Source organism: Pseudomonadota bacterium (assembly GCA_039714795.1).
In the GTDB taxonomy this organism is placed as follows: Bacteria; Pseudomonadota; Alphaproteobacteria; order JAGOMX01; family JAGOMX01; genus JBDLIP01.
This window is the reverse complement of sequence record JBDLIP010000037.1, coordinates 1-15838: the sequence shown is the minus strand read 5'-3', so window position 1 is coordinate 15838 and position 15838 is coordinate 1. Positions and strand designations below refer to the sequence as shown.

The following is a 15838-nucleotide window of genomic DNA, read 5'->3' as shown; positions in this document are numbered from 1 at the left end:
TCAACATAGAGAGAAAGGAATTTCACGGTGAGTGGAACTATATTATCAAGCCGAACAACAAGGTCTATTTGTGAATGTTATTTTTCCCAGCTTCCTAACGACTTGGGCTAGACTTCTTTGCGATAGCAATTTAACAAAGGAGTTTTGTCATGCATCCTACTCAATCCGATACCAGCCTTACCTTAGAAGAAGTTCAGAACCATTTTCAGCATTGGCGGGATACCCGTACGTCTCAGACTGCAGCAACTCCTGATGCCCTACTGGTTGAAGCCAGATCACTATTGGGTAGGTATCCCCAGTCCGATATTCTGCACAAGCTTGGCCTATTCCTGAAACAGGGGATTGAGGCCTATTAAGAGTTTTTTTGTCCTGTAGTAAGATCTGATTCAGACAAAGTTTAGCACACTTCATATCTGCGAAATCAAATTCTCTAAGAATAAAATAAATGGGGCTATTATCCAAGAAGTACAAAAGAAAATCGATGCCCTAAAGCACCCTAAAGCGCAATCTTATCGCCCTGTTCTAATTCACGTTAACGGTGTCACGGATGCAGTGTCTGACAGCGATTATTTTGCATCAATCATTGATATATCTGCATTTTTAGAGAAAAAATTATCAGGATGACAGCGTTGAATGCAAATGGAATAGTTACCAAAATATTTTAACAAAGACGCAAGCAATTTCTGCCACAATAAAAAAAAACAAATTGCGGTGCTCAACATGCAAAAAAACAAAACTCATCACCAATTAGGACGCATATCGATGATATTGCTCGGTGTGCTGATCATACTAGCCTTGATGGGGCTAAATTATCTGTTTGATTTCATCTCACCTGAAGAAAAGTTGGGATGGATGGAATACATTGAACGTGGCTTGCAAATTGGTAATACCATCATCATTACCTGGATTGCAATTCGGTTCATGCGCTTTATCATCTGGGATCCCTATGCAGCAAAGCATAAGCGACCCGCACCTAAGTCCTTGGTTGATCTGGTAAATATCGGCATTATTGCCCTGGCTGTTATCTATGCCACTACAGGGATTTTTGGGGCGGACTTATGGGCGATTGTCGCAGCTGGTGGTTTGTTGGGTGCTGGTTTTGCTTTTGCCTTGCAGGGGCCAATTCTTGATTTGTTTTCTGGGGTAGTGCTGGATTTGGAAAAACCTTATAAGGTTGGGGATTGGCTTGAGTTGCCTTCCGATGTTATGGGCAAAGGAGGCATGATGGGCAAAGTGGTCGCTAAAAACTGGCGCACAACGACCTTAGAAGATCCAGATCAAACTTACATCATCGTGCCCAATGGTTTGCTATCGAAAAAGGGATTTCGCAATTTTCACCGTCCACAGAGTCGCTATATGGATTCAATTTTGATTGCGCTGGATCACGAGCTACCTATTGAACGTGGTGAACGCATTTTAAGAGCTGCCATTTTGACTGTACCTGAGATTGCCCAATATCCAGACAATTGCGAAGCTTTTGCGTTGGTAGTCAATTCTGGCGGCGTTGACTATTGTGTGCGTTATACCGTAGGTGAAGTCCCCAAGTGGCGCAAAATTCGTCATGAAGTTTTATCTGCAATTACAGAAAACCTACATGGGTACAATTTCCGTATTTCTGAAACCATTGGAACTTACGGTCTCATGCGGTTTGGCCCTTTGATAAAAGAACCTCCTCTTGCCTTTTTGGATGCAGCAGCCAAAGTGGATCTGTTTCAATCTCTTTCAAAAAAAGAATTAGATGAGATGGCTAAGAAAATTCACCCCCATCTTTATCGTGCAAACCAACAAATTGTGCACCAGGGAAATGCAGGCGATTCAATGTACATCATTGGTGAGGGAACTGCTGAGGTGTATTCTGAGTCAAAGAAAAAAGGCAAAACAATCAAACATCATTTGGCTTTACTTGGCCCCAATACCTATTTTGGAGATATGGCGTTATTGCTTGGGGAAAAGCGTAGTGCGACCGTTGCTGCCAAGACCGACATGATTACCTTTGAAATTTCTAAGAAAATGATGCAACCTATTTTAAAGAACCGCCCAGCGATTGCCCAAAAACTCAGTGAGATGGTTGCAACACGCCAGCTCAGCACAAAGCGCGTTATGGACATGCATGCAAAAGATATTGCCAAACAAAAAGCAGCCCTTTCTGATCAGATTTTAGGGGGGATTAAGCAGTTCTTTGGGATTTGATTTAGTTAACCTGATCAGCGGTCGGGATGACGTGTGTTGGTTTCACTGAACAGCCCTGGTGGTGAATCTTCTACATGGCAGTATTTAAGCCATTTTTTTATCAGGGCAACCCATAAAGAGCCATTATTTTCCAGCGGAATTAGCCGCAGGCTCTTGAAAATACTTGACAAATTATTAATGACACTATATATGTCCATACAACAGCTATGTAGTCTATTATGCTTTATTAGTTTTTAGGGAAGTAGTCCACTTATCCCTCAGGGTAATTAGAGGGTAATTAGAGGGTAATTAGGTGGTTGACAAATAGCTGTGTGTACCCTATATGTATTAAGTTAGGGTGTATTATTATTAGTATTACTAAGGAGTTTAATATGAAGTTATTAAGTTTAGGGTTAAAGGCCGCATTGATGGTTGGTGTTTCGGCGATACCTATGAAGGCAATTGCAGATAGTGATCTTGCCTCTGAGTCTTTGCCTTTAACGGCCTCACAAAGGTTTGGTTATGCCCAGCTTTGCTACAAAGCTAATAGCAGTGACCAGACTGAATTTAACAAAAGAGCAGCAGACCTAGAGGCTGAAGGTTGGAAAGTTGATTTTCTTGTAGGAACTACTGGAACTGCCGCTACTCAAGTTAAGAGTACGATGGGGCTTATGGCCTACCGTGGTAGCCAGGTTGTGATTGCAACCAAAGGGACGCAAAGTCTTAATGATTGGAAAACAAATGTGCGTTCATCTCGCCATGGCTTATCTCAGCGTGCATTTCATTCATTAATGGGACTTTTCACTAATTACTATAACAATAAAGAAGCCATTATTGCTGCCCAGCATATTGGCTTAGCGGGTGAAGTGCATAATGGTTTTTTGCAAACTCACCTTTCCATGTGGGATCAAGTTAAGCAAAATCTTAAAAATTATGTTGAAAAAGAAGATTTGACCTATCAGGATCTAAGCATAGAAACACTAGGTCACAGCCTAGGCGGAGCATTGCAAGATCTAAACCAAGCTCACCTTTTGCAAGATTCAACTCTTGGTCTAGGCGTTCAAACTTTGGAATCTTCTTTTGTTGATACTGACTTGGACATGAGCGGATTTTACGGTTTAAAACTAGCTGAAAGAAAAGCAAATGACAACGTTCGCGGAACAGCTTTTGAAGCAGCAAGGGCCTTTACAACTGCGGTTGCAAAAGAATTTAATGGTGTCGTTGGTGCGGGAAATTCCCCTCACGTAGATAACAGGGGTGATATTGTTCCTGCATTGCCTTTTACGATAGTAGGGTATAAGTCAGCTGGTGATCAGGTGGGAATTGATACAAATCACTTTCATCCATTGATGGCTCACAAATTAAGAGGAGTAAAGGCTGAGGCCATTGAGGCTCTTAATGACTTTGATAAAGGGATAAGCAACAAGCGGCCTTCTCTTGCAAAAGCTTTTTGGAATAGAGCAACAGATACTGCCAAAACGGTTGCCTCTAAAGTTGTTGCCGCAGCTAACACTGCCGTAAAAGCTTTGAAAAATACTGGAAGCCGTATTGCAAGTTGGTTTGGGTATTAATATATTACACAACAAAGATCTATCCAACTAAAGTTGTTGGCATAGATCTTTGTTAATCATTAAAATAGTTTTTGTTTAATTTAGTTTTTATTTAATTTATTATTTACAGGATAGTTAAAAATGTTAAGAAAAATTTTATTGCCATCAGTAATGGCTTTTTCCATTATAGCAACACAACAGGGTTGGTCTACAGATGCTTTAGAGCCTCATCAAGATCCTTCAGTTACAAAAAAATTGTTAACACTTGACGGAGGTGGTATCCGTGGAGTCATCGAAGCTGCACAACTAGCAACAATTGAAAAACTTACTGGCCAGCCAATCAATGAATTAGTTGAAGTTCTTGGTGGTACCTCAACGGGAGGTATTTTAGCGGGTGGTTTAGCAGCCGGAATTTCAGCACAAGATTTGCTAAAAATTTATACAAAAAATGGTCGAGAAATTTTTAAAAAAGATGCCTCTAACCACGTAAACTTTGCTGGATGGTGGAATGTGCAATACAGTGCTTCTTCCCTAGAGGAAATTTTAAATATTCTGATCAAAGATACAGCTTTCTCCACTGACTCACTAAAGAACCGTTTATTTTTAACTGGTTATAGTATGTCAGCTGGGAAAAATATTTTAGCTGACAGTAGTGATCGGCAGTGGTCTGTCAACCCATTGACGAGATTATTGCGTATGACTTCTGCTGCACCTACATATTTTAATCCAATTGAGATCAAGCAAGGAACAGGAGAGATTCGGTCTTGTGTCGATGGCGGACTTTATGCAAATAACCCTGTAAAAGTTATCACTGACGCGCTCATTTTAGAGCATGCTAGGGCTAACCCTGGCCAAGCAACTGCACTTGCGGTTTACTCGCTTGGAACTGGCGATACATTTCAAACACTCAGCCCCGGGCAGACAGTAGACCGGTCAACCGTTTCAATGATAGCTCCACTCTTAGAGGCCCTATTTAATTCGGATGCACAAAAGGCAGATCAAGATATGAGGCAAATGCTTGAACTTGAAGAGTGTTACGGAGATAGCCATAGAGGGCTGTGGTTGAGTGAATATCATCGCATACAACCAGAATTATCCGATCCAAAAACTCATGTAATGGATGATGTCTCTCCTGCAAATATCGCAAAGCTCCTAGAGCGTGGATTTGATATGACCAAAACTGCGGATTTCCAAGAATTGCTTTTGTCATTAACCGAAAAGAAATACTCTACTGGTGATATTGAAAAAGCTATCGCAGCAATCCAAGCAAGCTTGAAGACAATTGATCTGCAAAAGACAGATTATCCAACGCTTGTAGGAATTATTAATGATTACATCAACGGTAGTAAGAGTGGAAATATTTCTGCTAAAGATTTTTTCGAAAATTTGTTGCCAGCCGATTATATAAAATCTCCAGACTTTCAGGCATGGGTTGAAGCGATGTTAAAAGCTAATACCAAGCATGATAGCAAAAAATCTACATATTCCACCCTGTGGGGGTACGTAGTTACCGGTAAACATGCAAAAATCAAAACAGCTCTTGAAGCAATAAAAAGTACAATAAATTCTAACCAATAAAAAAGTGATGGTTAATCACGGCACCCCCCAGCCTTGCTGGGGGGCAGGGTTCCACAAAACAATGCAGCGCGCCCAGCGTAACCATTCAGTCTACATCGGCCGTCATCCTAAATAGTTACCCCCTTTTTTTTCCTTACAGTTTTTTTCGCCGGTGCCTTTTTTTTTGCCACCGTCCTTTTCTTTTTTGTTGTGTTGGTGTTAGCTTTAGCCCTTGGTTTGCGTTTGGGAGCCTGAGCGATCACTTCAACTGCGCGCTCTAGCGTAATCGTTGTGGGTTCATCGTCTCCCTTAATTGAGGTAAATTTACCTTGGTATTTTAGGTAGGGACCAAAGCGGCCAATGGCAGCCACGATTTCTTCACTGGTTTCGGGATGTACTCCAACTACACGAGGCAGTGCGCCTAAGCCAAGGGCAATGTTCAAGTTCGCATCATCGGGGTCAATTTGTTTAGGCAGAGCAACGCGCTTGGGCTTTTTCTTACCCTCAGGTTCACCCCACTGGAAGTAAAATCCATAAGGGCCCTTGCGCAGTGTTACTTTAAGATCCGTTTTTGGGTCAACTCCAAGTTCTTTGGGTTCAAAGGTAACCGCGCTCTCTGAATCGGATGGTTCACCCAACTTGCGTGTGTATTTACAGTCTGGGTAACTTGAACATCCAATAAAAGCACCAAATTTCCCAAGCTTTAGGCTTAACTGACCTTCGCCACATTTCAAGCATACACGCGGGTCTTTTCCTGGTTCGATCTCAGGAAATAACATCACTTTTAAGTCTTCGTTTAGGCGGTCAATCACCTGGGTGATGGTTAGCCCCTTGGCTTCTTCCACTGATGCATTAAATTTGCGCCAGAATTTATTTAAAATATCGGTCCACTTTAGTTTACCGCCTGAAACCTCATCAAGTTGATCTTCAAGGCCTGCGGTAAAGTCATATTCAATATACTGTTTGAAAAAGTTCAACAGAAAGGCAGTAACAATACGGCCACGATCTTCCGGGTGAAATTGTCGTCTTTCCAGGCGAACGTAATCCCGATCTTGTAGCGTGCGAATGATAGAGGCGTAAGTCGAAGGACGTCCAATTCCTAGCTCCTCTAATTTTTTAACAAGGCTGGCTTCAGTGTAGCGGGGAGGGGGTTGGGTGAAGTGCTGATTGGGGGTGACTTTTTCAAGGTCAAGTTTTTCACCTTGTTCAAATCGGGGCAGCATTTTTTCGTCATCTTCTTTTTGCTTTTTGGCATCGTCAAAGCTTTCGCGATATACCTTAAAAAAACCATCAAAGGCGATGGTTGAGCCATTGGCACGGAAGATAACATTTTGATCAGGAGAGGCAACATTAATGCCAACCTGATCAAGAATTGCATTGGTCATTTGTGAAGCGACCATCCGTTTCCAAACCAATTCGTACAGCTTTCGTTGGTCATCACTTAAGAAGGTGGCTATATCTCTGGGGTGCCTGCTTACATCAGTAGGACGAATCGCTTCGTGTGCCTCTTGGGCGTTCTTTACCTTGCTTTTAAAGACCCTGGGTTTTTCTGGCAGATATTTGTCGCCGTAACTTGCCTGGATGTATTTTCGGCTACCAGTAAGCGCTTCTTGCGAGAGTTGCACGCTATCGGTACGCATGTAGGTGATAAGACCAGTGGTTTCACCGGCTAAGTTGATTCCTTCATACAACTGTTGTGCGGTCCGCATGGTACGGCTGGCACCAAAACCAAGTTTGCGTGAGGCCTCTTGCTGTAGCGTTGAGGTAGTAAATGGAGGTGCTGGATTGCGTTTGACTTGCTTTTTCTCGATGGAATCAACGTGATAGAGATGCTTGTTAATCTCAGCAAGGGCTTGTTGTGCCGCTGCTTCATCCTTGATAGCAAATTTACCCAGCTTTTCTCCATGCAGATGGGTTAGTTTTGCTTCAAGGTGCCTGTCTTCAGACCCCAGACAATCAGCCAAAATTGTCCAGTATTCTTGTGGATCAAAGGCTTCTATTTCATCTTCACGCTCGGTAATCAGCCGCAGAGCTACCGATTGTACACGTCCGGCTGAGCGGCTGCCTGGAAGTTTGCGCCACAAAATGGGAGACAGGTTAAATCCTACAAGATAATCGAGAGCTCTACGAGTAAGGTAGGCGTCAATGAGGGCCTGATCCAAATCCCGGGGGTGGGCAACGGCATCTAGGATGGCATTTTGTGTGACTTCGTTAAAGACCACACGTTTGACTTTCTTGCCCTTCAACGCCGAGCGTTGTTGTAAAATATCCATTACATGCCAGGAAATAGCTTCTCCCTCACGGTCTTGGTCGGTGGCAAGTAACAGTTCATCTGCCTTTTTAAGGCTCGTTGCTATGTCTTTGATGTGTTTTTCAGAGTTAGGATCAATTTGCCAGATCATTGAAAACTGTTCATCAGGATTGACAGAGCCATCCTTTGCTGGCAGATCTCGAACGTGACCATAACTGGCCAGTACGGTGTAATCAGACCCAAGGTACTTGTTAATAGTCTTGGCTTTCGCCGGTGATTCGACAACAACAACTTTCATCATTTCTTTCCATACATAAGCGCGATTTGATTACCGGGCAGACGCTGAGCCTTCCCAGCAAGCTCCAATTCCAAAGTTCCCCACAAAACTTGCTCCGGCGATATACAACATTGCCGGGCTAACTCGTCTAGAATTACAGGAGTTGTGCTTAGATTTTCAAGGATTTTTTTACAAGTGGCATCTAATTTTTCACCACCTGTGGGTAAAAAGTCCTCATTTTGTGTAGAACTGTCAGTAGTATGCGTGTTGTAATTTGTTATTTTTGTAGTAGGGCTGAGTTCTTTGCAGATATCTTCCCAAGATTGCACCAAGCTCGCACCTTGTTGAATGAGGGTGTTGGTTCCTTGGGATCTTGGATCGAGCGGAGAGCCAGGTACGGCAAAAACCTCGCGGCCTTGCTCAAGCGCGTTGTTAGCAGTAATGAGTGATCCTGACTTTTTTGCAGCTTCAACCACCACCACACCTTGAGACAGCCCTGAAATGATTCGATTACGTCTGGGGAAAAAATGTGACTGGGGCCCAGCAGCAAAGGGAGCCTCACTAATGATGAGGCCATCTTTGGCAATGGCATGATACAAAGTTGTGTTGTCTTGCGGATAAATGTGATCAACGCCACCTGCAAGTATAGCCATCGTTCCAGTTGCAAGAGCCCCTTTGTGGGCAAAGGTGTCAATACCGCGGGCCAGGCCTGAGACAATGATCCATCCATTGCGTCCTAGGTCCTCAGCGATCATTTTAGCAAAATGTTTGCTATTTAGGGAGGCATTGCGAGCCCCTACAATAGCAAGACATGGTTTGTGCAAAAGCTCCACTTGGCCATAGATGCTGAGTACTGGGGGCGCATCGTGTATGGCTTTAAGGGACATGGGGTAAGCTGGATTGCAGGAAAGCAGTAGTTGCGCGCCAAAATTTTCGTGTGCTGTAAATTCTTGTTCGACCTCTGCTTGCGAGCAAAGTTTCAAGTGTTTGGTTTGCGGCAGCTCGGGAATCGCCTTAAGTGCAGCTTGGGCCGAGCCAAAACGCTGGATCAGTTTTTTATGCGTGCTAGGTCCGATCTTGGAGGTACGGGCTAGTTGCACCCATGCCAGGCGCTCTGAGTCAGTGATATAATTTCTATGTGCCGCGTCCAATTTTTGTCTCTGTCCCTTGGATCAAGTTTTTAATGTTTCCTCGATGACAGTAGAACAAAATGGCTCCTATAAAAATAGTAAAGATGACATAGACCTGATCAGCAAATGCATAGGCATAGAGTGGAGTCAGGATAGCAGCTATAAGCGCTGCCAGGGACGAGTACCGCGTTGTGAGTGCAATTACAATCCATGTTACCAGTGCAAGCAGAGCAACCGGCCAGGCAAGAATCAATAAAATTCCAAATGTCGTGGCCACCCCTTTGCCGCCCTTGCCACCCAGCCAAATTGGCAATATATGCCCCAACAGTGCGAGTCCGCCAATGATAAAACCTGAATAAGGAAAGCTAATTACGGGAAGAAACGCAGGCAAGTACCACACTGCAAATGCTCCCTTTCCTGCATCGAGAAAGAGGGTGACGCTGGCAAGTCCCTTGTGCCCGGTACGAAGAACATTGGTGGTGCCAATGTTCCCGGATCCGGTTTCGCGAATATCTTGTCTGAGGAAAAGCTTTGTGAGAATTAACCCGAAGGGAACGGAGCCCAAGCCATACGCTACTAGGCAGCTCAGGGCGCTCAAGCTCCATGCGCCCAAAAATTGGATCAGTTGCTCAGGGGTGTAGAGCAGCAGCAACATTCCTAACAGGGCTAAGAGCAGAGCTTTGATGAGTTTATAGTTCATGGATTGATTTGTGTGCTGAAGTCAGCCTGCTCTTAGAATTTCTGTTGTTTAGAATCGATTAGTAAAATAACATTCGAATGGATATTCTGCGTCAAACTCGCCTAGCGTAGGGAACGTCTCTAGCAATGGTTTTATTCCTTGCTCATTAGACCATAGATTTGGGTTGTATGGGAGCTTCTGTAAAAATTCTTTTAGACCATCGAACTGATTCAGTCTTGGCATGCGTCGTGGAAATTTGCAGCTCTCCTGACTAGCCCAAGCATTGTATTCATCAAAGGCGCTTTCTCTATGCTTAGGAGGCATTAAGAGGAACGTATATTTCAATAGGGAGAGGCGGCCGACAAACCTAAATTGGTTGTAAAAGTAGAAAGTTGTGTTATCCACGATTACTGGGATTTCTCTTTTATTATAATTTGTGAAAAGTTTAGGCTCTTCCCTCAGGGACCCAATAACATAATCATTGTGAAAACTGATAGACAGTTGAAAAAAATTAGAGAACTCTATAGCTTGATTTTTTATAGTTTCAGGTAAATCATCTTGGTATGTAGTTTCTATACTTTCTATACTTCCTGAGTCACTATACGTTAGGTCACTAAACGGATCCTCAGATAACGAATCATCCGTTGCTTGTAGGGAATAAGTGGTAGCCGTAAAAAGGATACTAAAAAAAATAAATGTGAAAAATTTTGGCATGGATATCTCCTTTGAACCATTGTTAATAATACACCGATTCCCTTAACCAAAAGCGGGGAGGGGAATCACCAAAAACCAGGATATAACTAGTTGGATGAGGATGCAACCCCCAATCCAGGATCCAATATTTCTCGGAAGTGAGACAAGTGGGACTATGATTACACGTCGCATTTCGTACCTTCATGGGATTTAAACCATAATCAAAATTATCGAATCTTTTGGGTGTGGGCCCAAAGTAATAATGTCCAGTTTTTACACCTATTCCTCCATATCTGCATGTATTTTTGCTGGCTCTTCCAATATATTCAAAATTTCAGTGGCGCAGTAAACTCTATCTCGTTTGTTATCGCCAACTTGTTTGATAATTTGCTTTGCCTCAAGTTTTTGCATACCTCTTTGGGCTGTGCTATAAGCGATTGCAAGCTCCTCTGCAATTTTTTTGATAGTGAGATAAGGATTCACCGCGAAATGCTCAACAATATCAACTGGTACACTAGATGCAGAACTTGCAACTTGTAGTTTCCATTTAGCAAGAAGGTCATTAATCCTTTCGGCCCGTGATAAGGCATCTTCCGATTGTACAGCAACACCGCTTAAAAAATAAATCAGCCAGTCGTGCCAGGTACCCTTGCTGCTTATACTATGAAGCTGTCTATAGTATTCGTCACGAGTCGCTTCAAAAAAAGCACTAAGGTATAGTAACGGTGTCGGCAATGTTTTTTGTTCAATAAGCAGCAATGTAATCAACAAACGACCAATGCGTCCATTGCCGTCTAAAAATGGATGAATTGCTTCAAATTGATAATGGCACAACGCTATATGAATAAGTGGGGGAAGCTGCCTGTCATGCATAAATTTTTCTAATTCGCCCAAACAGCTCATTAAATGATTAACCGGTGGTGGTACAAATTTAGCAGTATTTAAAGTGCATCCAGGTGGTCCAATCCAATTCTGAGTTCTTCTAAATTCACCAGGGGTAGCATGCGAACCCCTGACACCTTGCATTAAATGTTCGTGGATCTCTTGTATAAGGCGTAACGATAATGGCAGTTCCTCAAGCCGCTTTAGGCCGAAATTTAAAGCAGTAATATAGTTTTGCACTTCCTGTAGATCATCAGGGTTTTGCTCCACCTGAATGCCAGCATTATGCGCTAATATTTCTCCAATTGTTGCACGAGTACCTTCAATTTTGCTTGATAATACTGCCTCAAGTGTTATAAAAGGGCGCATTAATAAGTGTGGATTAGGCAGTTTATTACCTTCCCTAGCAAGTTTGCCCAATACAAAATCTGCGCGCGATAAAGTACCGACAAGCTGATTGTTCCACTCAATAACAGGTGGCAATGGATTTGGTATAAAGGCCAGGGCTACCTCATGAAGATTATGTTGTTTTTCCCAAAACCTTATCTACAAAGGGTTTGAGAGCTTTTGCAGATACGTGCAATACTACGTGCTTTTTGCAGGCTGAAAACGGCCGGTATCCCTTTGTAGATGAGGATTTAAGCAATATATGATTACTGTTTCATGAGGTAGCCCTGGTATAAAGGCCTTATAGCCTTTTGGAGATTTTGCTATAGTACCCGACGGAGATTGTTGTATATCCATGTTAGTGACCTCATTGATTATATCGTGAGGATAATCGTTATTCTCGAAAAAATCAATATACGATAATAGAGTGTTTTTTATCATCGCGGGTGAGAATAAACAACCACGCTATTATCTGAAAATGCAACTATCGATAATAGTTGAGTTGAATAGCCATTGGTTCTGTCACAAATTTTTAAAAAGGAGTATCAGCCACATTTCTGCGATTTTTCCATAGATTGAGAGGCTGCGCAAAGGCTATATTGTTTGTGTGGTACGACTAGATGGCTCCAACAAATATCTCTCCAATATTAATATCGCAACTGAACTGCCCTGCATTGGTTAGAGTGTTGCGTGACATTTTAATTAAATTGTGATAATTTGTTGACCAGGAGGTAGGAAAATTCTACCCAATGCTTGGGAGGTCAATTTTGAATATACGGAAGGTTCTGCGTGGTAATCGCTGCATGGTATTTGCTCTGACGGGCGTATTGTGTTGGCCTCAATCGTTTGTTCATGCTGTGGAAAAATCTACTTCCGGCGAAGTGCAAGAGTTAAAAAATTTAGTCAAACAATTGGCCCAGCGGGTACATGCCCTAGAGGCACAATTACAACAGCAAGAAAGTCAAAAAACCGAACCTCCCTTACCGAGCAACTTAGTTGCTGCTGAAGCAAGGCTGCATCAGTGCCAGCAACGTAAACTGGAAGCGGTCAAAGCAGAAAAAGAAAAGCAAAAAGTGACCTCGGGCAACGATAAAATCAAACTTGCTGTTAGTGGTCACGTTAACCGAGCAGTGATGTTTGCTGATAATGGCAATAGTTCAAAATTTTTCCATGTAGACAACGACACAAGTTCAACCCGATTTAAATTCAAGGGGGAGGGGCGTGTCAACGAAGACTTCAAAGTGGGCGCACAAATTGTTATGCAGGTGGAGTCCAATTCCAGCTCCAAGGTGGATATTATCGATAAGCCATCACAAGGGACTGTCATTACCGACCGTCAATTGGAGGTCTGGTTTGATCACAAGAAACTAGGGCGCCTTTGGGTTGGTAAGGGTAAAACAGCTTCAGACCATACCAATGATGCTGATTTGTCAGCAACAAATGTGATTGCTGATGGTCCAAGCTTTGAAGAATTCGCCGGTAGTATGAGCTTTTACAACAAAAAAGATCCGCAGGCAACCGAAGATCTACCCCGGGTTAAAGAAGTTTGGGATGGCTTTAATGGGCTGCGTCGTACGGACCGGATTCGCTATGATACCCCAAGTATTTATGGTTTTACCCTAGGGGCAACCCACCTGGATACCGATTCTTATGATGGATCTTTGAAATTTGCAGGAAGCTATGCAGGGTATAAAATCAAAGCTGCGGCGGCTGTTGCTCGAAAGTATCCAGAATACGTCCAATACAACGCATCACTGTCAGTTTTGGCTCCCTTTGGAATCAGTGTTGCAGGATCGACTGGATCGCGTCATTTCACCAAAGAAGAACAGAAAGAGCGTAAGCACGCTGACATGTGGTTTGCTAAATTGGGTTATCAGCGAGAATGGTTTGAACTCGGAAAGACTGCCATTGCCCTTGACTATGGTCAAATGCTCAACCTGGACAAAGCTGGTGATAGAACCAGATCTTACGGTGCCTTTTTGGTACAAAGAGCTGATATCATTGCCGCAGAATTTTTCTGGGGCTGGCGCTGGTATAAACTGTCACGCCGCGGTGATGATACTGACTTTGCGACCATGAGCACTTCAATGTTGGGGGCTAGGGTGAAGTTTTAGGTTGGTATGCTTTAAAGATAATAAGCCTCTGACCGCTCTTCGGCCGGTAACGGTCAATGTGGTGGTCTGAGGCTAAGCTTCGCTAGGATATTTTTCAAGCAAGAATGCTTGTTGTTATTTGTTCGGGAAATACCAAGTAAATGATGAATCTACCAAACATAAAACCGCAAACAAACACTAGTTACCATTTTCGGTAAGCTTCAGAATCTCTTTTCCAGATTCTGATTGTTCAGAGGAACTATCTGTATTTGCAAAACAATTTTCTGCTGCAAAACAAAATACTTGGGCCGCTAAAACTGCTGATAAAAGGCAAAGCTTACTCATTTTCTTCCTCCATAAATCGGGGGAACAACATCCCCTACCTCAAGCATCCTAATCTTTTTCCTAATAATGCTAAAGAGTATTCGAGCTAAGTCCTAAAACATCTCTCCCAAGTTTCGGTTGTTCGGAGAGATTTTTCAGATTTGCAGAACAATTTTCTGATACAAAACAAAACACCTGCACAAACAACACAACTGATAAAAGGTAAACTTTTTTCATTCTCCATCTACTCCATAATTTGAGGGAGCAACCCCCCTCCCACGCGGATATTAGTCTTTGTAATTTAGAAAGGCAAGAGGATATAATAACCAGGATTGAGAGAATTTTTTAACTCATTGACACCAGAGGTAGATACCTTTTCTTTTTCAAGTTCTGACGCAATCCTCTTGATATTTGGATGATGAGGAGGGTAAAAATTCTTAAATACATTTAGGGATTTTTTCAATAAATTTTCTTTTTCTGTACCATCTAAGGTTAGTGCCAGGTTAGCCATGGTCATTGCGGTTGTGGGGTGATTATCACCATAGGTGCGTTGAATTACCTTAAGTGATTGCCGCAAAAGCTTTCTGGCTTTTTGAACGTCTCCAAGCAAACGATAGACATTTCCCAAATTTGCAGAGACGGTGGACGGCATGATGTGATCACCATCGTATTTCTTTTTAAACCTTTCAATAGCATTCATTAATATTTTCTTACTTTGCAAATCATTCCCTAAGATGGAATAGACAATCCCCATACGAGCAACCAAAATAGATATCCATGCATTTGTTGTGTTCTCATCCTTTTCAACAAAACTTAAAGCTTCAGTCAAAAGACGCGTGCTTTCAGAAGTTTTGTGCATTGCTGCGCAAGCCAAGGCTAAATTCACTGTTGAAAATACAGTCCAGATATGATCAGAACCAAGTAATTCTTTTCTTATATTAAGGGCATTTCGAAAATATGTCTCACATTCTTCTGAATCACCTAAATCATAATGAATTAATCCCAAGAGTGTCTGATTATATGCTAGATTAGAGACTGACGTGGGATTTTGAGAGTGTATTTGAAGCGTGTGCTCTAATGTTTTTTTTCCTTTTAGTCTTTTATTCAACACATAATCAACCCAACCTAGCACATATAACACCTGAGCCATTTCAACATGATCGTCACTATAATGCTTCTGATATAGCATCCGCACTCGTTCAAGTAAGGCCTTTACTGGATGAAAATCTCCTAACAACATGCATGCTGTAGCGTACTGGAACAATGCACGTGCTGTTTTGGGATGATCTTTCCCGTGGGTTTCTTCGCTAATCAATACAACTTTTTTTAAAATTTCTAGATTTTTTGAACTTTCTCCTAAATGGTGATAAACGGAACTCAATAAATTTAAAATCTGCAAATTGGTGGGATGGTTTTTACCATAAAAAGATTCATTAATCTTTAAGGCTTCCTCTAATATATGTTCCGCCTTGTGGGGTTCATTTAAAATACGATAGGTAAGAGCATACAAAGAAACTTGTCCTTCATCCGAAGAAAAAGAACTTACTTCTTGGAGAAATTTTTCCAGCTGAGGAATTGTCTGATTTATTAGATGTTGTTCTCTGCCAGAAGTAGCATCGCCTGCAACTTTTTTAGGATATATTTTTTCAATTGCAGTTTGCATCTTTTTCAGATATTTCAACTTCTGTTCTTGATCTAATTTATCCTTGATCCAGCCAGAGACCAAACGATGAATAGAAATATCATCGCCTGATATTTTTATTAGTGAGTATTGTAGTAAAATACTGAGCAATCTATTCAGTTTCCATTCTGATCTGTTGTCATTTTTCTCAGATATATAATACAC

The 15838-nt window shown here is 42.1% G+C and carries 12 protein-coding genes; 5 read left to right on the top strand and 7 right to left on the bottom strand.

The genetic code is table 11. From position 1 onward, the window contains the following. Positions 1 to 149 precede the first annotated feature (149 nt). From ABFQ95_04175 to ABFQ95_04160, 4 genes are all read left to right on the top strand, one after another. Positions 150 to 356 carry a hypothetical protein gene (locus ABFQ95_04175; GenBank protein MEN8236723.1) on the top strand — a complete coding sequence of 69 codons (207 nt, stop codon included), beginning with the start codon at positions 150 to 152 and terminating at the stop codon, positions 354 to 356. 364 nt (positions 357 to 720) lie between these two features. After that, positions 721 to 2190, top strand: a complete 1470-nt coding sequence (locus ABFQ95_04170; GenBank protein MEN8236722.1) for a mechanosensitive ion channel family protein — start codon at positions 721 to 723, stop codon at positions 2188 to 2190. Positions 2191 to 2561: 371 nt separating this feature from the next. Then, positions 2562 to 3740: a hypothetical protein gene (locus ABFQ95_04165; protein MEN8236721.1), complete on the top strand. Its 1179-nt coding sequence runs from the start codon at positions 2562 to 2564 to the stop codon at positions 3738 to 3740. A gap of 120 nt (positions 3741 to 3860) precedes the next feature. Then, complete coding sequence (locus ABFQ95_04160; protein MEN8236720.1) at positions 3861 to 5297, top strand: patatin-like phospholipase family protein; 1437 nt, start codon at positions 3861 to 3863, stop codon at positions 5295 to 5297. 107 nt (positions 5298 to 5404) lie between these two features. Here the strand turns inward: ABFQ95_04160 and topA are convergent, their stop codons facing one another. From topA to ABFQ95_04135, 5 genes are all read right to left on the bottom strand, one after another. After that, positions 5405 to 7828 (bottom strand): type I DNA topoisomerase, encoded by a 2424-nt coding sequence (gene topA / locus ABFQ95_04155; GenBank protein MEN8236719.1) that lies wholly within the window; start codon positions 7826 to 7828, stop codon positions 5405 to 5407. Next, on the bottom strand, positions 7825 to 8955 hold the full coding sequence (dprA, locus tag ABFQ95_04150) for a DNA-processing protein DprA (protein ID MEN8236718.1): 1131 nt from the start codon (positions 8953 to 8955) through the stop codon (positions 7825 to 7827). The genes topA and dprA overlap by 4 nt, the downstream gene beginning before the upstream one ends. Continuing rightward, complete coding sequence (gene plsY, locus ABFQ95_04145; GenBank protein MEN8236717.1) at positions 8939 to 9634, bottom strand: glycerol-3-phosphate 1-O-acyltransferase PlsY; 696 nt, start codon at positions 9632 to 9634, stop codon at positions 8939 to 8941. Before plsY ends, dprA begins: the two co-directional genes overlap by 17 nt. Positions 9635 to 9682: 48 nt before the next feature. Next, positions 9683 to 10327 (bottom strand): hypothetical protein, encoded by a 645-nt coding sequence (locus ABFQ95_04140; protein MEN8236716.1) that lies wholly within the window; start codon positions 10325 to 10327, stop codon positions 9683 to 9685. Between the two features lie 258 nt (positions 10328 to 10585). After that, positions 10586 to 11671, bottom strand: coding sequence for a Fic family protein (locus tag ABFQ95_04135; protein MEN8236715.1), 1086 nt, complete (start codon positions 11669 to 11671; stop codon positions 10586 to 10588). A 707-nt stretch (positions 11672 to 12378) separates the two neighbouring features. Here ABFQ95_04135 and ABFQ95_04130 point away from each other — a divergent pair. After that, a complete protein-coding gene (locus ABFQ95_04130; protein ID MEN8236714.1) occupies positions 12379 to 13689 on the top strand; it encodes a porin in 1311 nt (436 codons plus the stop codon). 177 nt (positions 13690 to 13866) lie between these two features. Here ABFQ95_04130 and ABFQ95_04125 read toward each other — a convergent pair whose 3' ends face one another. After that, positions 13867 to 14013, bottom strand: a complete 147-nt coding sequence (locus tag ABFQ95_04125) for a hypothetical protein (GenBank protein MEN8236713.1) — start codon at positions 14011 to 14013, stop codon at positions 13867 to 13869. 280 nt (positions 14014 to 14293) lie between these two features. Next, on the bottom strand, positions 14294 to 15838 hold a 1545-nt coding region (locus tag ABFQ95_04120; GenBank protein ID MEN8236712.1), incomplete at its 5' end, for a tetratricopeptide repeat protein.